Raw genomic sequence first — 20,432 nt, 5'->3', positions numbered from 1 at the left:
GACTACTGGCTGACGCACGGCTACGGCCCCGACGATCCGGGAGATTGCCCGGGGTGTGGGGTTGGACGCCTATTCGTCTGCTGCTCATCAGGTTCGGGTGCTGGTTGCTGAAGGGCGGCTTGCGCAGGCTCCGGGGATCGCCCGGTCTATCAGGGTGGTGGAGCGGTGAGCCGCCAGCCGTTGACGGACGAGGACCGCCGGGAGATCCTGCGCCTGCTGCGTGCCGGGCATCCCGTGAGCTACGTCGCCAGGTCGGCGGCCAGGTCGGATCGCACCGTGCGGGCACTCAGGGACGCGAACGGTATCCCGGTGTCCGGTGCGGGCAGGCCCCGGATCGCCGAGCGGGACAGCCCGTACCTGGCCCCGGAGCCGCCCGAGGGTGAGGGACTCGGATCAGGTGATCCGTGGATGCCGCCACCCGGCTACGACCTGTATGCCGCCCGGCCGATGCAGCAGCGGTGGAAAGCGCTGCTCGCCGCGGCGAGGCCGGTGGAGGTCGTGGAACTGCGGCAGGCGGTGTGCCGGGTGCTGGGGTTGCGTCTCGGCGCCCCCGACGACGAAATCATCGCCGCTGTCCAGGTCGACCGTCGCACCGCCGAGGAGCTGGCGACCCGATACCTCGAGGCCAGGGTGGGGAGGCGGGCGTGAGCGACTGGCGCGACGAGGCCGCATGCCGGTTCAACCCGGAACTGTTCATGCACAAGGCATACCGCTATGACGCGGCACACATCTGCCACCGGCACTGCCCGGTCCTCAAACAGTGCACGGCCTGGTCGCAGCGCGTCGATCTGCGCGAGGTGACCGCCGGTGGGACGTACTGGACCGCCGAGGGCAAGGCGGGAGTGCTGGACAAGAGGTTGGTTCAGCGGCACAGCGATCGGTGTCTGGTGTTCCGGCAGGAAGAGGAGGGCTAGAGGTGACAACGGAACTTGTTCGCGCCACCGATCAGCGCAGGTGCGCCCTGTATCGGCACTACGACGAGAACGACGTGCTGCTGTACGTCGGCATCACCGAGTCACTCGGCGACCGGACGAACAGCGGTCACGCCCGGTCTTCGGATTGGGTGCAGTTCGCGTCACGCGCCGAGGCCGAGTGGCACGACTCGCGCGAGCTTGCATCGGCCGCCGAGCGGGCGGCCGTCCGCGAAGAGCGGCCCGTCTACAACCGGCAGTACGCCGAGTGGGACGTCGACCGGCAGATCGCCGCATACCTTCACAGGCGCGAGGTGGAGGAGCTCGAATCGCTCCTTGATCAGTACGAACATGCGGTCAAGCAGTTCCTCGAGTGGATGCTGCCCGCGGATGTCGCCGTCGCAACTGCGGACACGGAGGACAACTACCGATGGGCCGGCGACCGCATCGACAGGAGGTTCCCGGCGTTGGTCCTGCTCGCGCTGGGAAGGACCTACCGCGACCGGACCATCGACCTCCACGACGACGCCACCATGGACGCCTACCAGGCGGTGCTCGATGTCGTGGGTGAGCGTCTGGCGGCCGTTCGTGCCCGCCGCGAGCGCGCCGAGGAGCCACCGTTCTGATGGGACGCAAACCGAAGCTCTTCCTGCCGGTGACGGTCACCTTTTACGACGACGACCGCATCATCGAGGCCGGCGACGGCCCGGCGCACCTCTACCTGGCCATGTCACTGCGGTGCAAGGCGATGGGCACCGACGGTCGGCTGATGGAGTCCCAGATCGGCCGCCTGGGTCGACCGCGCTGGAAGGCCGAACTGGCGAAGCTAGCCACCCTGCGCCTCGTGGTCCGTGACGAGATCACCGATGAGTGGTGCATCGCCGCGTGGTTCGCACACAACGACTCGATGGAAGAGATCGACACGAAGCGTGCCGCCGACCGAGACCGGAAGGCAGCGAAGGCGGCCGAGCGTCGCCAGCAGGAGGCGGATTCCGGCTCGGATTCCGAGCGGAATCCGAGCGGAAAGGTCCCGGATTCCGCTCTTAAGGGAAGGGAAGGGAAGGGAAAGGAAGGAAAGGAAAGGGAAGGGAATCCGCTCCACCGCTTCGCCGCCGATGACTCCGGCTCCTGCGGCACCTGCCACCTCCCCGCCGCCTCCCGCTTCCACCTCCACGTCGTTGAGGAGGCGTCGTGACCGAGATTGAGGACCCGCCCGCTCAGCTCGCCTGCTCTACCTGCAACAGCGTCGTCGGCTGGCTCTGGTCCGCCCGACACAAGGTCTGGCTCGCGGTCACCAACCCCGACCCCGCCGACCGGGACCTGCTCCGCATCCACCGGTGCGAGCTCTTCGGCCAGCCGAAGACGTGGAAGCACCTCAAGCCCGTCCCGCCCGAGGTGAAACGCCGCGGTGTCCGCCGGGCACGGGCGGTGCTCGCAGCACAGGCCACAAAGCGCACCGAGAAGGAGTCCTGATGCCCTACGACCCCTACGACAAGTTCCGCAACGCGACCGGGTGCGGCCAGATGACCGGCACTCTCGGTGTGGCGCAGATCTGCGGGAAGCGGGCCAAGTTCACGGTCGAGGCCGGCTGCCCGTTCAACGTCAACGGCCTCGCCTGCGGCATCCACGCACGTTCGACCCAGCGCTGGAACTACACCGTCACGTCCATGAGTACCGAGGAGTCCTGAAATGCTCACACCCAACCAGCCCACCATCTCCACCCGATGCGCCTCCTCCGCCTGCGTCCAGGTGACGCTCACCGACAAGGTCACGGTCCGAGACACCAAGGACGGCGGCGACAGGGTGACGTTCGACGTGGAGGCGTTCGCGGCCTTCGTCGCTGCTGTGAAGCGAGGACGGTTCGATGGCTGACCACCACAGCACCAAGGCGCAGGTCGCGCCCGGCATCTGGGACGTCGCCCGGCCGCTACGCGGCTCGTGGTGGATCCAGTGGCAGGCCGAGCGTGCCTGCCGGAAGGCGTACGGCCACTGCTGGCACCCGGAAGGGCTCACCGACTGGTGGTGCTGCATGTGCTCCGCCGACACCGAGGGCGCGCCGCCGCAGCGCTGCAAGATCTGCACCGCGAAGCCGACCGGGCCCGCCGAGCAGCCCGAGCCCGCGCGCCCGGAAGCGATCTGCCACCGCTGCGGCGGCCCGAACATCGCATGGTCTGCACCGTCCCCGCTGTGGAATTCGGTCATGCGGGGCGGCTCGATCAACGGCGAGGAGGAGTTCGACGGCATTGTCTGCCCGCCCTGTTTCGCACGCCTCGCCGAAGAGCGTGGCATCGCCGAGCTGTGGAGGTTCTCGGCAGGGCGAGTCCACGTCGAGTTGGAGACGGTAACGCCGTCAGGTCGCACATGGGACGACGCGACATGGCTCTGGCGGGAGCCCATCTCCGCCGAGGAGCCCGAGCCCCACTCGGCGCTCAACGACCGCGGCCACCTCCGTGGCTGCGACTGTGAAGAGTGCGACCCGGCCGCGCCACGCTGGCGGCGAGACGACACCTGTGGCCGGGAGCACACCTACCGCGACGGATGCGTGTACGCCGAGCAGCCCGAGGGGAGCGCCTGATGGCCGCCGAGGGCATGTCGTGGGACTGGCGGGGCCAGCCCGACATCGACGAACTGGACCGCATCGTCTCGAACATGTCGCTCAACGGCGCCGTGCGCAGAGGAGCCATGCTGCGCATCCACGCCGCCGACACCGGTGCGGACGAGTACGGCATCGTCATCACCGACGAGTTGCTGACCCAGAAGCAGGTCAACGAGCGCTGGATGGCGTGGTGGCGACGTGGCTAGCACCAGGGAGGCACTGGCTGAGCTGCTCTGGCTGGAGATCCGCGCGTCCGGCATGCGCCAACTGGAGGTAGCCGCCGAGGCCGGGATCACCGAGAAGCACCTCTCCCAGATCCTGCACCTGAAGGTCGGCGCCAGCGCGAACATCGTCGACCGCATCCTCAGCGTGCTCGGGCGCAGGCTCGTGCTGGCTACCGCCGTCGACGTCGAGCATCCCGGAGGAGACCGCACCGATGCCTAGCTGGTACGCAGACGTCCCTGAGGGCGTCGACTTCGCCTGGTGCTCGCAGGGCTGCGGCAGTACGACAGAGGACCCGTACGGCGGGGCGTGCAAGGCGTGCTGGGACGCGGTCGGTCGCGCCGACGATGCGGATTTCTGGGAAATCGACGATGAGCGGCAGGAGGTGCGCGATGCCCGCTGATCTCCACCAGCAGATCACCGACGAGATCGCCCACTTCGACGGACCGGTTGATCGCGCCCTCCGTGCCGTCGTCGAGCGCCACCAACCGGTGCCCTGCGCATGGGGCGCATGCCGCTCGCCGGAGACGCATCGCGTGTGCGCGACCTGCGGACCGGCTGTGAACCATCCGTGCGACGAGCTGCGGACCATCGCCGAGCAACTCGGCATCCAGGAGGCATCGTGAGCAGGCTGATGTCGGTCGCCTTGACTGAGCAGGCAGTGCGCGAACGCCGAAAGACGGTCACCCGGCGGCTCGGGTGGGCGAACCTGACACCGGGAACACGGCTGACCTTGTGCCGCAAGGTTATGGGCCGCAAGCACGCCGACGGGACTGTGGAACCGCTCGTCCGGATCGCCGAGGTCGAGGTCGTCTCGGTCCGCCGCGAACGGCTCTGGGACATCACCGACGACGACGTATACGCCGAAGGCGTCGACCCCGCGCGGTTCGAGGAGCACTACACCGACACCGGCCAGCCGACCCCGCAGGCGTGGGTGGCGTGGTTCTGCGAGCAGATGAACGTGCAGCCCGACGCGTGGGTGACCCGCATCGAATGGCGCTACCTCGACCCCGCCGAGCAGCTCGGTATCACCGAAGGAGACCCCCATGGCGACCGTTGAGGACCGGAAGAAGGCCCAGCAGGGCCACGTGCACACGCTGCTGCGCCTGATCGGCGACGGCGAGATTTCGTCGATCGGTGACGACCACTGGTACGTGTACGACGACACCGTCCCGCAGGGATACCGGCTGCACGACGTCGACTGGCTGATCGAGCGCGGACTGGCCAAGCCCGAGGGGTACTACGCGATCCACCTGACCGAGGCAGGCATCGGGAAGCTTGCCGCCGAGCAGCTCGGTGTCAGCAACGGAGAACACCATGACTGACCCGCTAGACCAGCCCGAAGACGAAGGCTACGACCTGCTGTACCCGTTCATCTGCGTCACGTCGAAGGGTGGACCATACGACGATGACACGTTCGTTGCTGGCGTGTCAGTCGGCATGATCGACCAGGCTCTCGCCACGGCCCGCTCATGTGGAGCTGACCGGTACCGCACGACCGTACGAACCAACTTGCTCAAGCAGCTCGAACTGGTCGGCATGGCGCGCGGCTTCCCCGTGGTACTCACCGAGGAGGTCGGCGAGACGGAGGGCCATCCGGCGATGCCGGAGTGGTCGTTCATCACGTTCCTCACCGAGGCGGACGACCGTGACTAGACGCCGGATCACCGCCGAACAGCAGGCATCCGAAGGACGCGTGGCGGTGGTGCGGATGCGGGTCACCCGCGCGCTCGCGTCGACCCTCGACGACCACCCTGACCTGACCCACGAAGAGATCCTCGCCGCGCTGCTCCTCGTCGCCGACCGGCAGGTTTCGCACATGAGGGCTGGAGACACGCCGTGACCGACATTCTCAACCAGATAGACGCCACCCTCGCCGACGTCTCCTCGTGTGCGTACTGCCACATCGACCTGAGCGCCGACGACCCCTCTGGTGACTTCTGTGGGGAGATCTGCCAGCAGAACTGGACTGCGCAGCGCCTTCGGGGCAAGAGCGGCATCGAGAAGGGGTGGCAACCAATCAAGGCCCGGCCACGTCCGCTCCGGCTCTCCGCCGAGACGTACCGCGCGCTCTACGGCGACCCGGAGCCCGTCTCACCTCCTGTCGATGAGCTTTTGGACCCCAGCCCGGACGCACAACAGCCCGGCACTGAGGCCGGGCTGGAGGCGGGACGCCCGGGGCGTGTCCCCGCAGCTACGTCTGAGCGTACCCCGTGGTGGAAGAGGTGGTTCCGGTGAGCTGGCAACTCGAGCTGTCCGATCCGTATGTCCGGGAGATGGCCGACCGGAATCACACGCCTCGGGAGATGTGGTCGATGGGTGGCTCCCTGATCGACGTCACCTGCGAGCAGTGCGGGCAGGGTTGGCCGTGCGCGACCCGCCGGGCGCTGGACGAGCTGAAGCGGTCGGCCCGCTCGGCGCTTCCCGAGGTACCGGAGAGGCGAACGGATGCCTAGACGACGCCCGCCGACGGGTGACCCGATCCTCGACGCGCTCAAGGCCGAGCGGGAGCGGCGGGGTCTGACCTTGCAAGGGCTCGCCGAGAAGATCGACCGGCAGACCTACCAGTCCATCTGGCAGTGGGAGTCAGGCGCCAGCGACCCGACGTTGAGCAGCCTGCGGGAGTGGGCCGGGGCGTTCGGCTTCACGGTGGCGCTGGTCGTCGGGGTGGATCCGATGACACAGCGGAGTCGGGGTCAGGGTGTGCCACGGGCGGGCAATCGAAAATTCGCGGCTACTGCGGTAGATCGCACCGATATGGATGGAGTTACGGAGCGTGCCTGACCTCTCGGCCGACAGGCCGTACACCGACGAAGACGTCGCGCTCGTCGCCCGCGCGATCGGCGCCGACTACTGGCTCCCCGCCGATCGCAGCGCCGCAGCCCGTGACGTCCTCGCCGCTCTCGCTGCCTCTGGACGTCTCCCCCCGCAAGGCTCCGAGCAGTGGCAGGTACGGATCACCGACATCCCGACAGGCCATGTGAACACGTGGGGTCCAGAGAACCGGATCCTCGACGAAGCGGCGCTGCGCTATCTGGTCAGCGCCTATACCGACGACCCGCAGTACCGCGTCCAGTTCCGCAAGCGGGTGCTCGGCCCGTGGGTCGAGGAGCAGCCAGAGACGAACGGACGGGAGCGTTCCCAATGAGTGATGAGCTGAACCGCATGCTCGCCGAGGCCAGTGAGCGTATCGAACGAGAGGCCAGCGGCGACTACGACATCCCCGACGTCCGTGGGGCTGCGGCACGCGCCGGCTTCGGGGACGTGCCCGAGACGGTCACCGTCAGCTACGTCCCCGCTGGGTGCGGATCTGCCGGAGAGGGATGAGGACTGATGACTGATCTGGTGGAGTTCATCATCGACCGGATCACCGAGGACGAGCTGTGGGCGAAGGCCGCGAGCGCACCTCGCAACGCCGAGGACGGAGGAGCGCCGGTTGCTGGCGGGGTGCACTGGACATGGGCCGTCGGCGACCGGTGGGAACCCGTGCAGCCTGACCCGTTGGAGCCGTTCATGGGCGGCTATGACGGCCAGTGGTCGCGGGCGGTGGTGCTGCGGACTGTTGAGGAGTGGCAGCTCAGTTGGGGTGGCCCCGGCAACACACTTCCGGTGAAGATCGCCGAGAGCGAGGAGTTGCGCACGGCTGACGGCGCCCACATCGCCCGTCACGATCCTGCCCGAGTGCTCCGCGATGTTGCCCTCCACCGCGCACTGTTGCAGTACTGCCGGGAGGGGCTCTCCGATGACGAGACGGTGGAGTACCCGGCGTATCTGCTGCGGATGCTCGGCGCAGTGTGGTCTGACCATCCCGCTTTCAGTTCCGAATGGCTTCCCGAGGAGGAGCAAGATCATGCCGGATGAGTCCGACACCCCACCGCTTGCCCATCGTCTTCGGCGCGCTCTCGACGAGGCCGAGACGGACGTGCAGGACATGGGCCACGTGTGGCTGTTCGATGACCAGGTCGTGGGCGAGGCGGCGCTCCGGCTCGTCGCACGCGACCGGGCGCTTCTCGCCGACTACGAGGCGGCCGGCAGCAAGGCCCTCGCCTGGATGCAGTTCGAGGTGCTCCACGGAGAGGTTGAGCGTGCTGCCGCGTTCTGGCTCGGGGAGGTTCCCGTTGACCGTTGACCAGGACGAGCCCTCCGGCTCGTGCCCCGCGTGCTGGCGCAGAGATCCGCACACCCCGCAGTTGTGTGGCGTGTGCAGGTCGAGGTTCCGCACCTGGCTGGTGGAGATCCCGGACCTGCACGCCCAACTGCTCGCCGAGGAGCCGTCGGGCATCGCCGGTCAGCGTGCCGGCGGCAGGGTGTCGGGCTCCAAGGAGCGGCCGTTGCCGATCCGGGTCGACCCGCTGGACCTGACCGGCCCGGCGAGGCACGTGTGGCTGCTGGGCGAGGACCAGGTGGGCTACGAGTCGGTGGCCAGCGTGCTCGATTTCTGGGTGCGGGACTGGCGGGAGGCGCGCGGCGGCTTGGAGCGTCTCCCGGAGCCGTCCGTTCCGGTGCTGGCGGCGTGGCTGCTGCGCCGGGCAGACGACGCGATGGACGCGCACCCGGCCGTCGATGAGTGTTTCGAGGACGTCCGCCGCGTCCACGGCGCGCTCCGCGCCCAGCTCGGATTGGTCGACCCTCGCCCGGAATACCTCGACGGCGTGCCGTGCAAGCGTTGTGGCGCGGCGACCCTATGGCGGGTACCCGGCTCCGACTATGCGTCCGAGTGCGCGATCCCGACGTGCAAGGGCCTGCTCACCGAGGACGAGTACGCCGCATGGACCAGTGAGGTCGCAACTACGGTGCGGCGCAACGGGATCCGCCGTTCGGACAAACCTGCGGCGTAGCCCAAATCCGGTTTAACAACGGGATCCGCACGGTGTACCGTCGATGGTGCGCCGCCGGTGCGAAGGGCTCGGATACTTCTCTGGCATGAAAAAGACCGGGTCCGCTCTGATCTCGGCGGCCACAACTCGATATGCACCTCCCCGGTGCGCAGGCTTCGACGGTTACTTCTTCCTTCACAAGAATCCGGTTCGAGTCCGGGCAGCCGCTCCGCAAGGTTCGCGGCTCGCCAGCCACATGGCGTGTGGCACACCGTCAGCCGACTTGATCTCGGGGAGTCACAACTTCAGATGGATGCCCGGTGCGCAGGTTCGGAGTTCTTCCACTGTTAATGGGGTGGTTGCGGGTTCGAGTCCCGTCCTCGACTTGTCGAGGTAGCTCAACTGGCAGAGCACCAAACGACCGCCGGACCGACTTGATCTCGGGCATCACATCTGGCCTGCGGCTCCCTCCACATCCGGATGGGAGCCGTTTCCGTGAGCAAGTTCAACTCCACCGCAACGAGGCCGGCGAAGGGCGCCGGCCCGATCGTCGTGGCTGGTCCGGGCGTGACCCACGAGGGCGCTCCGGCGTTCGTCCGGGACATCCAGTCCGAACTCTTCCTGCTGGCCGTGAGCAACATGGTTGGCGAGGACACGTTCTACGAGAAGGCGTCGGACCGTGACGCCCGCTACGCCAAGCTGGTCCGTCAGGCCGCGATCGAGGATCCGATCTGGACGGTCGGCCTGCTCCGCTGGCTGCGCTCCGACGGCAACATGCGCTCGGCGTCGCTCGTCGGCGCGGCCGAGTTCGTGAAGGCGCGCCTTGAGGTGAGGGTGCCGAGCGTCCCGGCGCACGAGGTGCCGGGCTGGTCCGACGACCGTGGCATTGAGCGCGCCGTGATCGACGCCGTGTGTCAGCGAGCGGACGAGCCGGGCGAGATGCTGGCCTACTGGACGTCGACCTACGGCCGCGCAATCCCGAAGCCGGTCAAGCGGGGTGTCGCCGACGCCGCGATGCGCCTCTACGCGGAGTACCCGCTCCTCAAGTACGACACGGGATCGCGCGGCGTGCGGTTCGCCGACGTGCTGGAGCTGACCCACCCGGGCGACCGCAAGGGCAGCTCGCAGGGCAACCGGTGGCGTGGCGCCTGGCAGGGTGACCTGTTCGAGCACGCGATCGATCGGCGACACAATCGGGACAACCCGACCCCGGAGCGGCTGGAGATGATCCGAGCGAACGCCGAACTGCGCGAGCTGGCCGAGGGTGACCCTCAGGCGATGCTCGACGCCGACCGGCTGCGCGCTGCTGGGATGACGTGGGAGGACGTTCTCTCCCTCGTTGGCGCAAAGCTGGACAAGGCGAAGCTCTGGGCGGCGCTCATCCCATCGATGGGCTATATGGCCCTGCTGCGCAACCTGCGCAACTTCGACGAGGCTGGTGTGCCCGACGCGATCGCCGATCAGGTGGCTGCGCGGCTCGCGGATCCGGAGCAGGTGGCGAAGTCACGCCAGTTCCCGTTCCGGTTCCTCGCCGCCTACGAGGCCGCCCCGTCGCTGCGCTGGGGTCACGCCCTGGACAAGGCTCTGACGGCCGCCCTGTCGAACGTCCCGCAGCTCGACGGCCGCACGCTGGTCCTCATCGACACCTCGGCGTCGATGACGAACGGGCGCTTCTCGGCGAAGTCGACGATGACCGCAGCGAAGGCCGCGGCCGTGTTCGGCGTCGTCCTGGCGATGCGATGCGGCGCCGACGTCTACGGCTTCGCCGATGGCGTGTTCAAGCACGAGGTGCCGAAGGGTGCGTCGGCGCTCAAGGAGATCGACCGCTTCTTGAAGCGCACCGGTGAGGTCGGTCACGGCACGCAGATCCTCGCCTCGTTGCAGCGGACATGGGCAGGTCACGACCGGGTGTTCATCATCTCGGACATGCAGACCATGGACGGCCACTACGCGCACGGTGTGAGCAACGCGGTTCCGTCAACGGTCGCCATGTACGGCTTCAACCTCGGCGGTTACCGCGCGACCCCGATTGAGGCGGGCAAGACCAACCGGATCGAGTTCGGCGGCCTGACCGACGCCACGTTCCGCATGGTGCCGCTGATCGAGGCCGGTAAACGCGCGGCCTGGCCGTGGATGTGACGCCTCGACCGGAAGGAAGTTGTCACACCCGGATGAGATGCTGACCAATCGCGCGCCTACTTGCAGGTCTGCGATTCGCGCTTTAACATCAACTCCGGATCACCATGTCCTACGACCTACGAAAGCCCCGGGCCGCGTGCTCGGGGCTTTCGCCATTCACCGGGGGTGTCGGTGGATGTGGACGTACGACCTTGAAGCTGACGTGACCGCCGCTCAGGCAGCCCGCGCGCTTGGCATCTCCCGTCAGGTCGTGGCGATGTGGAAGGCCAACGGCAAGATCAAGCCAGTGAGGCGCAAAGGCCGCAGCCCGCTCTACCGCTTCGGTGACGTGATCGACGCCAACGCCGACGCCCTGTCATCCGGCCACTCGCACCGCTCACCCCGGCCTGTCGCCGCCTGACCAGCGCTCGGAGGTGGTCCGTGAGCGCCACCGAGAACGCCATCGACGAGGCGATCACCGCTCACGCTAGGGCTGAGGGCTGGTCGGGCATCATCACCGGCTGGATCGTGCTCGCGGCCACCGTCGACCATGACGGTGAGTCGACCGCTTCCGGTATTGCCACCGTCTACCAGGGTGGCGACATGCAGTGGCCGCTCGCTCTCGGCATTGTTGAGGCGGCACGGATCAAGATGCATGCCGACTACGCCCGTGGTGAGCCCTGACGGCCGACCGCCCAGTCTGCCCGTCCTGTTCTCTCCCGATCGACCGCATGCAGCGCTCCGCCGCGCATCCGACTGACCAGCGCTCACCCCGCCGTGCCGGGGCGGGCGACGCTTCAACGAGTTCGCTTCGTCGCTTGTGCGGCGCGGTGCTCGACGAGCGCCTGCTGCCCTTTGCTGTCGAGCCAGTCCCGGACGGCTTCGTCGATGATGGACTGCTTCGAGCGCCGGGTGACGAACGCGGCGCTGCGGAGACGCTCCGACAGCTCATCGTCTGGCCGGTAGGTCATTGCTGTCATGACACCATGATACCACGCATTTGCGCTGGTCAAAGGCTATGTGGGTGCCACTGCTCCACCGTCCGGAAGCCGACCACCTCACCCGCCGCGCCACTCCTTCTCGCTGCTGCCCTTCAAGCCCTGGAGGCGATGACCCATGGCCAACTCCCGTCCCGGCTCCGGTAGCAGCAGCAACACAGGTGGTGGTGGAGGCAGCCGTCCCGGCGGGAACAACGGCAACTCCAAGCCGGGTGCCGGCTCCGGCTCGCGTCCGAAGGGCTGAGATGTCGAAGCCTCCGCCGACTCGCCCGGCTCGTCCTGGCTCTCCACCACCCAGCACACAGAAGCCTCCGAGGTCGAATCCTCCGCCGAACAAACCGAGGTGACACGATGGACGGCACTGACGGCACCAGCGCCACGGGCGGCATCGTCTCGTCCCCTTGGGCACCGGCCAACGCTGACGGGCCGCTGTGCACCTTCCCGCCGGTGTCCATCTCGGATGGCCGGGTGACCGTGACCTGTACCTCGGCGGTCGACTTCGCCGGTCTGCTGTACCAGCTCGTCCATCGCGGCGAGATCCGACTGACCGGCGCTCGGGGCGAGGACGACGGCGCGGCCGGCGTGCCAGCCAAGGTCACCTGATCGCAGCTCGGAGGCGAGATGCCGAGAGCGCTCAAGACCTGCTCGACAACGACCTGCCCGGAGCTTGTTCCCATAGGGCAGGGGCGCTGTGGCGAGTGCAAGCGTGAGGCCGAGCGCAGGCGTGGCAGCGCTGCATCCCGTGGCTATGACGCACGCTGGGCGCGTAGGCGCGATGCCTACCTGCGCTACCCGGAGCACCTGTTCTGCGTGCTGTGCGGTGCAGCATCGTCGGTGGCGGACCACTATCCGCTGAGCCGTCGCGATCTGGTGGCTCAAGGCGTGCGCGACCCTGATGCCTGGCGTCGATTGAGACCGTTGTGCAAGCCATGTCATGACCACTCGACTGCCACGGCTCAGCCGGGCGGATTCAACATTCGATAGACACCCTGCGGAGTAGCTACCGCAGGTAGGAAGCCCCACGTTTCCCGGCGTGGGGCTTCCGCACATCCGGGAGAACACAATGCGGACGAAGGCGGACTCGCCCACCAAGAACTGCACCACGCCCGGCTGCACCCACGCACTGCGGGCGCGCGGCCTCTGCGGTTCGCACTACAACCAGCGATACCAGCCGAACCGTCACCGCAGAAACCCCACAGCCTGTGTCGTGTGCGGTGCTGGCATCACCCGGCAGACGGACGCATCTCGTCAGCACGTCTGCTCAATCACCTGTCGCACCCTGCTACAGCACGGCACGCCAGCAGAGGTCGGCACCTACGACTGGGCAACAGACGCCGCTCGCCGTGCACGCCTGGCCGGAGCTGTGGTTGTCGAGGTGTTCGACCGGCTCGACGTGTTCGAGCGTGACGAGTGGACGTGTCGCATCTGCCACGCATCTGTTGATCGGGATGCCTCGCCGTTCGATCCGGACAGTCCGACTGTCGATCACGTGACGCCCCTGTCTCGAGGTGGCGAGCACAGCTTGGCCAATGTGCAGTGTGCGCACCTGAGGTGCAACTCGTCGAAGCAAGACGAGATCAAGAGTGACGCAGCGTAACGGATGGCGGTTCAGGTCCAACGGGGCAGGGGTGGGGAGGGGCCCTCAAAACGGACATTTATAGACCGCCGGTGAGGCAGCTCCCTATCTGTACGGGTTCGGGAGTCCTCCCGGACCCTCACGTTCAGTCACGTCGTCACCTGGAGTGACGGCCTACCCGACCGCGGCCTGGAGCCGCACGAAGGTGATCGCAATGCCAGGACCCGCACCGAAACCCGACGCCGAGCGGCGTCGGCGCAACGCCACGATCGCCATGACTCGGCTGCCAGCAGAGGGCCGCAAGAAGCGCGCCCCGGCCTGGCCGCTGATCCCGGATGTCATCCTCACCGTGCGCAGGAACCTCGCTGCGGCCAAGGTCGAGCAACTGCAGGCCGACCGCAACGAGGCGCAGGAGGAAGGCCGTCCCGTCGGAGCGATCGAGCGCCGACTCGACGCGGCGCTGGAAAAGTTTGCGATCTGCGAGGCGCAGCTAGCCGAGCAGCGCAAACTCGAGGCACTGCTGTGGAAAGAACTGTGGTCGACGCCGCAGTCCGTCGCCTGGGAACGCCTCGGTTGGACCCGCGATGTCGCGCAGTACGTCCGACACAAGACTCTCGCCGAACTCGGCGACCTGGACGCGGCCCGGGAGGCCCGCCAGTGGTCTGACCGGCTCGGACTGAGCCCGATGTCGATGCTGCGACTGCGCTGGGAGGTCGCTTCCGACGAGACCGAGGCCCGTCGCGCCGACAGGACTGCCCCGGCGAAGCCCGCCAGTGCCCGCGACAGGCTCAGGGTGGTAGACCCCGGTGCCGTGGCGGGGGCCTAGCTACCCCGGCGAGTTCCCGAGCCTTGGCTGGTCCATCGGCACCTGGATCGAAGAGCACTGCGTCATCCCCGACGGCGACTTTCTCGGCCAGCCGTACCTGCTGACCGACGAAATGTGGACGTTCCTGGCCTGGCACTACCGGCTCCGCCCGACCGCCAACCAGGACGAGTGGCAGAACGCGTGGGCGTTCCGGCGCTCGCAACTCGTTCGGCCGCAAAAGTGGGGCAAGGGCCCACTGACGGCGGCGATGACATGCGCCGAGGCACTTGCCGATGTCCGATTCGCAGGATGGGACAGCGCCGGCGAGCCGGTTGGCAGGCCCTGGGCGACGCCCTGGATCCAGATCACCGCCACGAGCGAGGACCAGACCGACAACATCTGGCGCGCGCTCGTCCCGATGATCGAACAGGGGCCGTTGGCCGACCTCATCCCCGACACGGGCACGACCCGGATCAACGTGCCCGGCGGCGGCTTGATCGAGCCGGTCACGAACTCGGGGCGGGCTCGACTCGGGCAGCGCATCACATTCGCGCCACAGGATGAGACGCACTGCTGGCTTGAGGCCAACGGCGGATGGAAGCTCGCCGACACTCAGCGCCGGAACCTGTCCGGCACGGGTGGCCGCGCGGTGGAAACAACGAACGGGTGGGACCCGTCAGAGCAGTCGGTGGCACAGCGGACGTCGGAGGCGAAAGCCCGCGACATCCACCGAGACCACAAGATGCCGCCGCGGCCCTCGCTGGCGAACAAGGCCGAGCGGCGACGGTCGCTGCGGATCGCGTACGGCGACTCCATGACCGCCAAACCGGGCTCGCCGGTGAAGCCGTGGGTCAACATCGACCGAATCGACGCCGAGGCCGTCGAGATCGCCGAGAAGGACCCCGGACAGGCGATCCGGTTCTACTGGAACATCCCCGATGCCGGCTCCGGGTCGTGGATCGATGGCGGGAAGTGGGACGCCCTCGCGAAGCCCCGCCTAGTCGCGCCGGGCACCGCAGTGGTCGGCGCGCTCGACGGTTCCGACGTCGACGACTGGACGTGCATCCGCCTTGAGACTGAGGACGGCTACCAGTTCACTCCGACGTACGGGCCGGACAAGCTGCCGTGCATCTGGAATCCCTCCGAGCATGGCGGCCAGGTCCCGCGGCTCGAGGTGCTCGCGGCGGTCGACGAGATCATGACCACATACAAGGTGGTCCGGTTCTACGTTGACCCCCCCTACTGGGAAACCGAGACCGACGAGCTTGCCGCGAAGTACGGCGACAAGCGCGTGATCCGCTGGGAGACCTACCGGGCCGTGCAGATGCACGCCGCTGCCGAGCGGCTTGTCACGGACGTGGTCAAGGCCGATTCCGGCTTCCATCATGACGGTGATCCGACCGCCGCGGTGCACGTCAAGAACGCCCGAAAGGCCGCACGGCCTGGCAATCGGTACGTCCTGAAGAAGGCCAGTCCGGGGCAGAAGATCGACGTCTGCGTCACCTCGATCATCACCCACGAGGCGGCAGGGGATGTCACCGCCGCCAAGCTCTGGCCCGCCAAGGGCCGCCGGAAGCTGATCGTCATGAAGTGAGGTGGCCGTGGCGCTGCCCACCGACGAGCAGGAATGGGTCACCTACCTGTCCCAGGTCCACGACCACGAACTCCGCGAACTCAAGGCCCTAAACGACGAGTACGAGCTCAGGTCCCCACGGATGTACATGCATCCGGAGATCTTCCGGGAGATCGGCGACCGGCTCCAGCAGGTCGTCATCGCCTGGCCGATGCTCGTCGTCGACTCGCTGGAGGAGCGGCTCGACGTCGAGGGGTTCCGGCTCCCGGACGACGACACCGCCGACGACGATCTGTGGCGGGTGTGGCAGGAGAACAACCTCGACGAGGCATCCCAGCTCGCCCACCTCGACGCCCTGGTGATGAAACGCGCTTACGTGGTTGTCGGCACCAACGAGGACGACCCGGACACGCCGCTGGTGACCTGCGAATCACCGCTTGAGGTGTATGCGGACATCGACCCGCGGAACCGCAACGTGCGGGCGGCACTACGGCGCTACCAGTCGGCCGGCTCATACGCCCGGGAAACCGAGTATCTGGCCACCCTGTACTTGCCGGACAAGACGATCCACTACGAGCGGTCCGGGCCGTCCGGGCAGTATGACGAGGTCGACCGGGATCAGCACAACCTTGGTGTCGCACCGGTGACGCCGCTGGTGAACCGGTCCAGGCTCGCCGACTGGTGCGGGCGATCCGAACTCGCGCCGATCCTGCCCCTGGCGCACGCCGCGAACAAGATCGCGACCGACATGATGGTCGGCGCCGAGTTCGTGGCCCTGCCGCTGCGGGGCATCTTCGGCATCGGCCCGGCAGACCTCGAGGACGAGGGCGGCCACAGGATGACCGCACTCCAGGCGATTCTCGGCCGGCTCCTGACCATCCCAGGTGACGACCAGACCGGCGGACAGGCGCGGGAGTTCGAGTTCACGTCGGCCGACTTGACGAACTTCCACGACACGCTGAACCAACTCGCGCGGTTGGCGGCGTCGATCGCCGGCCTGCCGGCCCACTACGTCGGGCTCAACACCGAAAATCCACCCTCTGCGGATGCGATCCGGTCAAGCGAGATCCGGCTGATCAAGCGCGCCGAGCGCAAGCAGAGGCCGTTCGGCGGGACGTGGGAGCGGACGAACCGGATCGTTCGCCGGTTCCAGACCGGTGAATGGGATCCCGCCCTGCGCCGGCTGGAGACGATCTGGCGCGACCCGTCCACGCCCACCGTGGCACAGAAGGCCGACGCGGCGGTCAAGCTCTACAACCTGCCGGCGCCGATCGTGCCGCTGGAGATGACCCGGGAGAAGCTGGGCTTCACCTCGGCCGAACGCGCCCGGATGCGGCAGGAGGATGCGCTCGCCGCGGCGCAGCAGGCGGCGATGTTCGAGGCGCAGACTGCGGCCGAGCAGATGGGAACGGCTGGTGGCGACGCGAACCAGCCTGCCGCCTGACGTCCAGCAGCTCGCCGCGGCACATCGGGCACGGCAGCAGCAGATCGCCGCACAGGCCGTGGCGGAGACGAACCGACTGTGGGGCTTTGTCGAGACCCTCGGCTGGGCCTCGGTCGCCGGGCAGATGCTCAGCACTGCCCAGTCGGCGCTCATGGAGGCCGCTCGGGGCGTGCAGGGCTACGTCGGGGCGGCCGTGCGGATGTGGGGCCGAGAACCGGACCCGTTCGGGCAGGTCGCCGAACGGACCTTCGCGGCCACCGCCTCCGATGGCCGACCGCTCGACACCCTGCTCGAGCAGCCGGCCCTCGAGGTCGTGGAACTCGTCGACCAAGGCATGACGCGGGCGCAGGCCGACGCCATCGGCCGCCGGCATCTACAGCGGATCGTCGCCACCCAGGTCGCCGACGCGGCCCGCGTGGCCACGGGCGTGGCCATGGTCAATGACCGGGTGGTCGAGGGGTACATCCGGCACCTGACGTTGCCGTCGTGTAATCGGTGCATCCTCCTCTCGGGGAGGTGGTATCGCTACGATGCGGGGTTTGATCGACACCCTCTGTGCGACTGCGTCGGAATACCTGCGGCAGAGGTGGTCGACCCGCCGAGGTCGCCACGCGAGATCTACAACAGCCTCGACGACGAGGAGCGCCGGAAAGCCGGCTGGTCCGGCCACGACCAGCGGGCGATCGAGGACGGCGCCGACCTGTTCCGGGTCACCAACTACAGGCGGGCGCTCAAGACGGTCACCATCGCCGGGCGACCGGTGAAAACAACCCTCGTCGGCACCACCCGCCGAGGTCTCGCCGGCAAGCGCGGCGCCAAGGTGCGCATGACGCCGGAAGCGATCTACCTCGAGGCCGACCGGCTCAACTGGGACCGAGAAGAGACCCTCCGCATGCTCAAGCTGCACGGCTACGTCGTCTGAGGCGGTGAGCATGGCCGCGGCGAAGCGGGCATTCCTGGAGTGGCAGCACCCGCGCGACAGCCGCGGCCGGTTCGCTCGCAAGGGCTCCGAAGCATGGGTCAAGCGGTCTGCCGACATGTTCAAAGCGGCAAGCTCTTCACCGCGGGTCGGCAGCCGTACGACAGCACCCGACCGGCCGAGGATCGGTCGCAACGCGAAGGCTGCCAAGCTGTTCGCCACACACAACGGCCTCGACACAGGACTGTCGAGGCCGTACGCGCCGAAGGTTGCGGTCGCCGCGCCTGCTGAGCCGTTCGCGAAACCTACGGCTACGCCCACGAGAATGACCAAGGGGCAGTACACGAAACTCCTCAAGGAGGAGCACGTCCGGCTCCAGGTGCTCGACGGCAGGTCGGAGAAAGAAGCCAAGGCAGCGGCCCGACCGGCAGCGACGATCGATGACCTCAAAGCGCGCAACGTCGAACTGCGCAACCGGCTCCGCGCCAAGGGCATCGACTATCGTACAGATGAACAGAAGCGCGCCGACGATGCCGAAAAGGTGTCGCTACTGGATGAAGTTGAGCGACTCGCCGTAGCGGGCGGTTACGACGGCCCCGCCAAACGCGCGGCAGCGGCCAGGATGACCGCGCCCGAGCTGCGCAAGTTCATCGCCGACACGAAGCAGTATCAGCAGCGCCAGGCGGAGAAGGCGCGGGCCGCGCGAGAGGGAGCGGCAGCGCAGGCCGCCTTCGAGCAGCGTCAGGCCACGCTTACCGCCACCCCGCGTCAGGTGGACTACATCCTGAACCTGCTCGCCCGGCGCCGCCGCTCCGGTGACGGTGGCGGGTTCTTCTCTGGTCCGACGGACCGCGCGGGGATCGCCAAGCTCTCGCGCGCCGACGCTTCGGCATACATCAACTCGTTGACCGGAAACTACTGATGCAGACCGCCACAGTTGATTTGTTGGACATCGACCCATTCGCGTTCGTCGCCGACGAGCCGCCGTTGCCGCGATCGTCGCGCTCCAAGCAGGCAGTGAAGCGCACCGCGCGGCAGATAATGGCACGCAAATAGGGCGGGGGCTTACCGGTGGCCGTCCGTCGAGTCAGAGATGCCGCCTACTGGGGCATGCCAGTCGGCACCCCGATCGCCAAGGGCATGAAGCCACGCGCGGCCGAGAAGATGGCCAAGGCCGCAGCAGTAAAGGCGCACCCTCCAGGTCCGGCAGCGGCTCGACGTCCGGGCGGTGCTGCGGCACTGTTCGCCGCCGGTGCGGGCAAGGGCCGCATTCACGCGGCGATGGCACGGCCGATGAAGCCGGCCGCACCCACCGCAGTGAAGGCCGCCGAGGTCCCGCGGCGATCCACCGGCGGCGTGGAAGCGGCGAAAGTCGACATCCGGGCCGCGTTCGCCAGACTCCAGCCCCAGCCGGGTGCGTGGGTGTCACTCGCCCGGCTGCGGGACGACCTCGGCGACCGTCACGATCGGCGCACCGTCGACGAGGCTCTGCGGAAACTGGGCCGCGAACCGGGCGTGGTCCTCGCACCCGAGGCCAACCAGAAGACACTCGACGCCCGTTCCCGCGCGGCAGCGGTGATCATCGGCGACCAGCCCAAACACTCGATCATGATGCAGCCGGCCGCGGCGCCCGCCCCGAAGGCCAGGGACATCATGCGGGGCGCCAAGACGCTCGACCCGGGCCGAGTCTCCGACCTCGCCGCTCGCCTGCGCTCCGCCGACAGCATGACCGAGGCGCGCAACGCCTTGTCGGGCCTCACCGTCGTCCAGTTGCGCCAGATCGCCACCGCCGTCGGCACAACAGTGCCCTCCGGCGCCGCGAAAGCCCGGATCGTCTCCACCATCGTCGAGCAGACGACAGGCCGGCGCCTTGATGCTGCGGCTATCGCCCGGATGGCCGCCCGCCGCTGAATCACCCACGGAAGGAACCCTGATGACCGCACCGTGGGTTGAGTCAAAGCACAGCCGCGGCCCCGGTGGTCTGTTCGCCGCGCAATCCGCGGCCTCGGGGAAACCGACCGGGGCATGGGCTGCCGGCCCGATCCGCCACGGCACAGGCCGCCGTGGTGCACCCGACCCGAGGGTCAAGGCGCTCCAGCAGAAGCTCAACGCGTTGGGTTTCACCGACGAGCGCGGACGCCCGCTGCTGGTCGACGGCATCGACGGCAACCACACGACCGCAGCCGTCAAGGCGTTCCAGCGAGCCAACGGCATGAAGCCGACCGGCGTCGTTGACGCGAAGACGATGGTCGCCATCCTCACCGGCAAGCCGGCACCGAAGCCCGCCCGCGCCCGGGACCGGATGCGCGGTCGCACGTCCGCGAGGCGACCGGCGAAACAGGCGTCGATGGCCACGAAGAAGCCGACCTCCTCGCCACCACCGCCGAAGCCCTATGCGGATCGCGGTCGGGGCTTCTCCCGCACCGGATCCGGCGCCAGCACATAGCGGCGGG

38 protein-coding genes are annotated in these 20,432 nt (G+C 68.0%); 37 read left to right on the top strand and 1 reads right to left on the bottom strand.

Annotation, left to right across the window (positions count from 1 at the left end; translation table 11 throughout):
• The first annotated feature begins 55 nt into the window (after positions 1-55).
• From Drose_RS38980 to Drose_RS04320, 28 genes are all read left to right on the top strand, one after another.
• A complete protein-coding gene (locus tag Drose_RS38980) occupies positions 56-169 on the top strand; it encodes a hypothetical protein (protein ID WP_390891321.1) in 114 nt (37 codons plus the stop codon).
• Entirely contained in the window at positions 166-648 is a 483-nt protein-coding gene (locus Drose_RS04450) for a helix-turn-helix domain-containing protein (protein WP_260726890.1), read from the top strand. The genes Drose_RS38980 and Drose_RS04450 overlap by 4 nt, the downstream gene beginning before the upstream one ends.
• Entirely contained in the window at positions 645-914 is a 270-nt protein-coding gene (locus Drose_RS04445) for a WhiB family transcriptional regulator (protein WP_260726889.1), read from the top strand. Before Drose_RS04450 ends, Drose_RS04445 begins: the two co-directional genes overlap by 4 nt.
• Positions 915-916: 2 nt before the next feature.
• The gene (locus Drose_RS04440) at positions 917-1,537 is read left to right on the top strand and encodes a hypothetical protein (protein ID WP_260726888.1); all 621 of its coding nucleotides are present in this window, start codon (positions 917-919) and stop codon (positions 1,535-1,537) included.
• Entirely contained in the window at positions 1,537-2,106 is a 570-nt protein-coding gene (locus Drose_RS04435; protein ID WP_260726887.1) for a hypothetical protein, read from the top strand. The genes Drose_RS04440 and Drose_RS04435 overlap by 1 nt, the downstream gene beginning before the upstream one ends.
• A complete protein-coding gene (locus tag Drose_RS04430) occupies positions 2,103-2,384 on the top strand; it encodes a hypothetical protein (RefSeq protein WP_260726886.1) in 282 nt (93 codons plus the stop codon). Before Drose_RS04435 ends, Drose_RS04430 begins: the two co-directional genes overlap by 4 nt.
• Entirely contained in the window at positions 2,384-2,599 is a 216-nt protein-coding gene (locus tag Drose_RS04425) for a hypothetical protein (RefSeq protein ID WP_260726885.1), read from the top strand. The genes Drose_RS04430 and Drose_RS04425 overlap by 1 nt, the downstream gene beginning before the upstream one ends.
• A gap of 1 nt (position 2,600) precedes the next feature.
• Positions 2,601-2,783: a DUF397 domain-containing protein gene (locus Drose_RS04420; protein WP_260726884.1), complete on the top strand. Its 183-nt coding sequence runs from the start codon at positions 2,601-2,603 to the stop codon at positions 2,781-2,783.
• Positions 2,776-3,486, top strand: a complete 711-nt coding sequence (locus Drose_RS04415) for a hypothetical protein (RefSeq protein WP_260726883.1) — start codon at positions 2,776-2,778, stop codon at positions 3,484-3,486. Before Drose_RS04420 ends, Drose_RS04415 begins: the two co-directional genes overlap by 8 nt.
• Positions 3,486-3,713 carry a hypothetical protein gene (locus Drose_RS04410; RefSeq protein ID WP_260726882.1) on the top strand — a complete coding sequence of 76 codons (228 nt, stop codon included), beginning with the start codon at positions 3,486-3,488 and terminating at the stop codon, positions 3,711-3,713. The genes Drose_RS04415 and Drose_RS04410 overlap by 1 nt, the downstream gene beginning before the upstream one ends.
• Positions 3,706-3,951, top strand: coding sequence for a helix-turn-helix domain-containing protein (locus Drose_RS04405; RefSeq protein WP_260726881.1), 246 nt, complete (start codon positions 3,706-3,708; stop codon positions 3,949-3,951). The genes Drose_RS04410 and Drose_RS04405 overlap by 8 nt, the downstream gene beginning before the upstream one ends.
• Positions 3,944-4,132: a hypothetical protein gene (locus tag Drose_RS04400; protein ID WP_260726880.1), complete on the top strand. Its 189-nt coding sequence runs from the start codon at positions 3,944-3,946 to the stop codon at positions 4,130-4,132. The genes Drose_RS04405 and Drose_RS04400 overlap by 8 nt, the downstream gene beginning before the upstream one ends.
• On the top strand, positions 4,122-4,355 hold the full coding sequence (locus Drose_RS04395; protein WP_260726879.1) for a hypothetical protein: 234 nt from the start codon (positions 4,122-4,124) through the stop codon (positions 4,353-4,355). The genes Drose_RS04400 and Drose_RS04395 overlap by 11 nt, the downstream gene beginning before the upstream one ends.
• Positions 4,352-4,789, top strand: coding sequence for an ASCH domain-containing protein (locus Drose_RS04390; protein WP_260726878.1), 438 nt, complete (start codon positions 4,352-4,354; stop codon positions 4,787-4,789). The genes Drose_RS04395 and Drose_RS04390 overlap by 4 nt, the downstream gene beginning before the upstream one ends.
• Positions 4,776-5,054 (top strand): hypothetical protein, encoded by a 279-nt coding sequence (locus tag Drose_RS04385; protein WP_260726877.1) that lies wholly within the window; start codon positions 4,776-4,778, stop codon positions 5,052-5,054. The genes Drose_RS04390 and Drose_RS04385 overlap by 14 nt, the downstream gene beginning before the upstream one ends.
• Entirely contained in the window at positions 5,047-5,385 is a 339-nt protein-coding gene (locus Drose_RS04380) for a hypothetical protein (RefSeq protein ID WP_260726876.1), read from the top strand. The genes Drose_RS04385 and Drose_RS04380 overlap by 8 nt, the downstream gene beginning before the upstream one ends.
• Positions 5,378-5,572, top strand: a complete 195-nt coding sequence (locus tag Drose_RS04375) for a hypothetical protein (protein ID WP_260726875.1) — start codon at positions 5,378-5,380, stop codon at positions 5,570-5,572. The genes Drose_RS04380 and Drose_RS04375 overlap by 8 nt, the downstream gene beginning before the upstream one ends.
• On the top strand, positions 5,569-5,967 hold the full coding sequence (locus Drose_RS04370) for a hypothetical protein (protein WP_260726874.1): 399 nt from the start codon (positions 5,569-5,571) through the stop codon (positions 5,965-5,967). The genes Drose_RS04375 and Drose_RS04370 overlap by 4 nt, the downstream gene beginning before the upstream one ends.
• Positions 5,964-6,185, top strand: a complete 222-nt coding sequence (locus Drose_RS04365; protein ID WP_260726873.1) for a hypothetical protein — start codon at positions 5,964-5,966, stop codon at positions 6,183-6,185. Before Drose_RS04370 ends, Drose_RS04365 begins: the two co-directional genes overlap by 4 nt.
• Complete coding sequence (locus Drose_RS04360) at positions 6,178-6,513, top strand: helix-turn-helix domain-containing protein (RefSeq protein ID WP_260726872.1); 336 nt, start codon at positions 6,178-6,180, stop codon at positions 6,511-6,513. The genes Drose_RS04365 and Drose_RS04360 overlap by 8 nt, the downstream gene beginning before the upstream one ends.
• Entirely contained in the window at positions 6,506-6,877 is a 372-nt protein-coding gene (locus tag Drose_RS04355; RefSeq protein WP_260726871.1) for a hypothetical protein, read from the top strand. The genes Drose_RS04360 and Drose_RS04355 overlap by 8 nt, the downstream gene beginning before the upstream one ends.
• Positions 6,874-7,056, top strand: a complete 183-nt coding sequence (locus tag Drose_RS04350; protein WP_260726870.1) for a hypothetical protein — start codon at positions 6,874-6,876, stop codon at positions 7,054-7,056. The genes Drose_RS04355 and Drose_RS04350 overlap by 4 nt, the downstream gene beginning before the upstream one ends.
• 6 nt (positions 7,057-7,062) lie before the next feature.
• On the top strand, positions 7,063-7,590 hold the full coding sequence (locus tag Drose_RS04345; protein ID WP_260726869.1) for a DUF6221 family protein: 528 nt from the start codon (positions 7,063-7,065) through the stop codon (positions 7,588-7,590).
• A complete protein-coding gene (locus tag Drose_RS04340; RefSeq protein WP_260726868.1) occupies positions 7,580-7,858 on the top strand; it encodes a hypothetical protein in 279 nt (92 codons plus the stop codon). Before Drose_RS04345 ends, Drose_RS04340 begins: the two co-directional genes overlap by 11 nt.
• Complete coding sequence (locus tag Drose_RS04335) at positions 7,848-8,567, top strand: hypothetical protein (protein ID WP_260726867.1); 720 nt, start codon at positions 7,848-7,850, stop codon at positions 8,565-8,567. The genes Drose_RS04340 and Drose_RS04335 overlap by 11 nt, the downstream gene beginning before the upstream one ends.
• A gap of 474 nt (positions 8,568-9,041) precedes the next feature.
• Complete coding sequence (locus tag Drose_RS04330; protein WP_260726866.1) at positions 9,042-10,685, top strand: TROVE domain-containing protein; 1,644 nt, start codon at positions 9,042-9,044, stop codon at positions 10,683-10,685.
• A gap of 175 nt (positions 10,686-10,860) precedes the next feature.
• Positions 10,861-11,085 (top strand): MerR family transcriptional regulator, encoded by a 225-nt coding sequence (locus Drose_RS04325; protein WP_260726865.1) that lies wholly within the window; start codon positions 10,861-10,863, stop codon positions 11,083-11,085.
• Positions 11,086-11,105: 20 nt separating this feature from the next.
• A complete protein-coding gene (locus Drose_RS04320) occupies positions 11,106-11,348 on the top strand; it encodes a hypothetical protein (RefSeq protein ID WP_260726864.1) in 243 nt (80 codons plus the stop codon).
• A 113-nt stretch (positions 11,349-11,461) separates the two neighbouring features.
• Here Drose_RS04320 and Drose_RS04315 read toward each other — a convergent pair whose 3' ends face one another.
• Positions 11,462-11,644 (bottom strand): hypothetical protein, encoded by a 183-nt coding sequence (locus Drose_RS04315; protein ID WP_260726863.1) that lies wholly within the window; start codon positions 11,642-11,644, stop codon positions 11,462-11,464.
• A 369-nt stretch (positions 11,645-12,013) separates the two neighbouring features.
• On the opposite strand from Drose_RS04315, the gene Drose_RS04310 reads away from it, so the two are divergent.
• From Drose_RS04310 to Drose_RS04270, 9 genes are all read left to right on the top strand, one after another.
• Positions 12,014-12,265, top strand: coding sequence for a hypothetical protein (locus Drose_RS04310; RefSeq protein ID WP_260726862.1), 252 nt, complete (start codon positions 12,014-12,016; stop codon positions 12,263-12,265).
• A gap of 430 nt (positions 12,266-12,695) precedes the next feature.
• Positions 12,696-13,259 (top strand): HNH endonuclease, encoded by a 564-nt coding sequence (locus tag Drose_RS04305; RefSeq protein WP_260726861.1) that lies wholly within the window; start codon positions 12,696-12,698, stop codon positions 13,257-13,259.
• Between the two features lie 145 nt (positions 13,260-13,404).
• Positions 13,405-14,064, top strand: coding sequence for a hypothetical protein (locus tag Drose_RS04300; protein WP_260726860.1), 660 nt, complete (start codon positions 13,405-13,407; stop codon positions 14,062-14,064).
• Positions 14,045-15,637, top strand: coding sequence for a phage terminase family protein (locus Drose_RS04295; protein ID WP_260726859.1), 1,593 nt, complete (start codon positions 14,045-14,047; stop codon positions 15,635-15,637). The genes Drose_RS04300 and Drose_RS04295 overlap by 20 nt, the downstream gene beginning before the upstream one ends.
• Positions 15,638-15,644: 7 nt before the next feature.
• On the top strand, positions 15,645-17,060 hold the full coding sequence (locus Drose_RS04290) for a phage portal protein (protein WP_260726858.1): 1,416 nt from the start codon (positions 15,645-15,647) through the stop codon (positions 17,058-17,060).
• Positions 17,032-17,982, top strand: a complete 951-nt coding sequence (locus Drose_RS04285) for a VG15 protein (protein WP_260726857.1) — start codon at positions 17,032-17,034, stop codon at positions 17,980-17,982. Before Drose_RS04290 ends, Drose_RS04285 begins: the two co-directional genes overlap by 29 nt.
• A gap of 10 nt (positions 17,983-17,992) precedes the next feature.
• The gene (locus tag Drose_RS04280; RefSeq protein ID WP_260726856.1) at positions 17,993-18,901 is read left to right on the top strand and encodes a hypothetical protein; all 909 of its coding nucleotides are present in this window, start codon (positions 17,993-17,995) and stop codon (positions 18,899-18,901) included.
• Between the two features lie 188 nt (positions 18,902-19,089).
• Positions 19,090-19,890, top strand: coding sequence for a hypothetical protein (locus Drose_RS04275; protein ID WP_260726855.1), 801 nt, complete (start codon positions 19,090-19,092; stop codon positions 19,888-19,890).
• 22 nt (positions 19,891-19,912) lie between these two features.
• Positions 19,913-20,425 (top strand): peptidoglycan-binding domain-containing protein, encoded by a 513-nt coding sequence (locus Drose_RS04270; RefSeq protein WP_260726854.1) that lies wholly within the window; start codon positions 19,913-19,915, stop codon positions 20,423-20,425.
• Positions 20,426-20,432 lie beyond the last annotated feature (7 nt).

It is taken from the genome of Dactylosporangium roseum (assembly GCF_025264685.1).
GTDB lineage: Bacteria > Actinomycetota > Actinomycetes > Mycobacteriales > Micromonosporaceae > Dactylosporangium > Dactylosporangium roseum.
Note: the sequence above shows the minus strand (reverse complement) of the source record. Positions and strands in the feature narration are given on the sequence as shown.

What these genes read in the sequence shown, in the direction of transcription:
- Drose_RS04435 (WP_260726887.1), top strand. Translation starts at nt 1,537, where the DNA reads ATGGGACGCAAACCGAAGCTCTTCCTGCCGGTGACGGTCACCTTTTAC.
- Drose_RS04425 (WP_260726885.1), top strand. Translation starts at nt 2,384, where the DNA reads ATGCCCTACGACCCCTACGACAAGTTCCGCAACGCGACCGGGTGCGGC.
- Drose_RS04420 (WP_260726884.1), top strand. Translation starts at nt 2,601, where the DNA reads ATGCTCACACCCAACCAGCCCACCATCTCCACCCGATGCGCCTCCTCC.
- Drose_RS04415 (WP_260726883.1), top strand. Translation starts at nt 2,776, where the DNA reads ATGGCTGACCACCACAGCACCAAGGCGCAGGTCGCGCCCGGCATCTGG.
- Drose_RS04410 (WP_260726882.1), top strand. Translation starts at nt 3,486, where the DNA reads ATGGCCGCCGAGGGCATGTCGTGGGACTGGCGGGGCCAGCCCGACATC.
- Drose_RS04400 (WP_260726880.1), top strand. Translation starts at nt 3,944, where the DNA reads ATGCCTAGCTGGTACGCAGACGTCCCTGAGGGCGTCGACTTCGCCTGG.
- Drose_RS04395 (WP_260726879.1), top strand. Translation starts at nt 4,122, where the DNA reads ATGCCCGCTGATCTCCACCAGCAGATCACCGACGAGATCGCCCACTTC.
- Drose_RS04385 (WP_260726877.1), top strand. Translation starts at nt 4,776, where the DNA reads ATGGCGACCGTTGAGGACCGGAAGAAGGCCCAGCAGGGCCACGTGCAC.
- Drose_RS04380 (WP_260726876.1), top strand. Translation starts at nt 5,047, where the DNA reads ATGACTGACCCGCTAGACCAGCCCGAAGACGAAGGCTACGACCTGCTG.
- Drose_RS04360 (WP_260726872.1), top strand. Translation starts at nt 6,178, where the DNA reads ATGCCTAGACGACGCCCGCCGACGGGTGACCCGATCCTCGACGCGCTC.
- Drose_RS04350 (WP_260726870.1), top strand. Translation starts at nt 6,874, where the DNA reads ATGAGTGATGAGCTGAACCGCATGCTCGCCGAGGCCAGTGAGCGTATC.
- Drose_RS04345 (WP_260726869.1), top strand. Translation starts at nt 7,063, where the DNA reads ATGACTGATCTGGTGGAGTTCATCATCGACCGGATCACCGAGGACGAG.
- Drose_RS04340 (WP_260726868.1), top strand. Translation starts at nt 7,580, where the DNA reads ATGCCGGATGAGTCCGACACCCCACCGCTTGCCCATCGTCTTCGGCGC.
- Drose_RS04325 (WP_260726865.1), top strand. Translation starts at nt 10,861, where the DNA reads ATGTGGACGTACGACCTTGAAGCTGACGTGACCGCCGCTCAGGCAGCC.
- Drose_RS04315 (WP_260726863.1), bottom strand. Translation starts at nt 11,644, where the DNA reads ATGACAGCAATGACCTACCGGCCAGACGATGAGCTGTCGGAGCGTCTC.
- Drose_RS04310 (WP_260726862.1), top strand. Translation starts at nt 12,014, where the DNA reads ATGGACGGCACTGACGGCACCAGCGCCACGGGCGGCATCGTCTCGTCC.
- Drose_RS04280 (WP_260726856.1), top strand. Translation starts at nt 17,993, where the DNA reads ATGGCCGCGGCGAAGCGGGCATTCCTGGAGTGGCAGCACCCGCGCGAC.
- Drose_RS04275 (WP_260726855.1), top strand. Translation starts at nt 19,090, where the DNA reads ATGCCAGTCGGCACCCCGATCGCCAAGGGCATGAAGCCACGCGCGGCC.
- Drose_RS04270 (WP_260726854.1), top strand. Translation starts at nt 19,913, where the DNA reads ATGACCGCACCGTGGGTTGAGTCAAAGCACAGCCGCGGCCCCGGTGGT.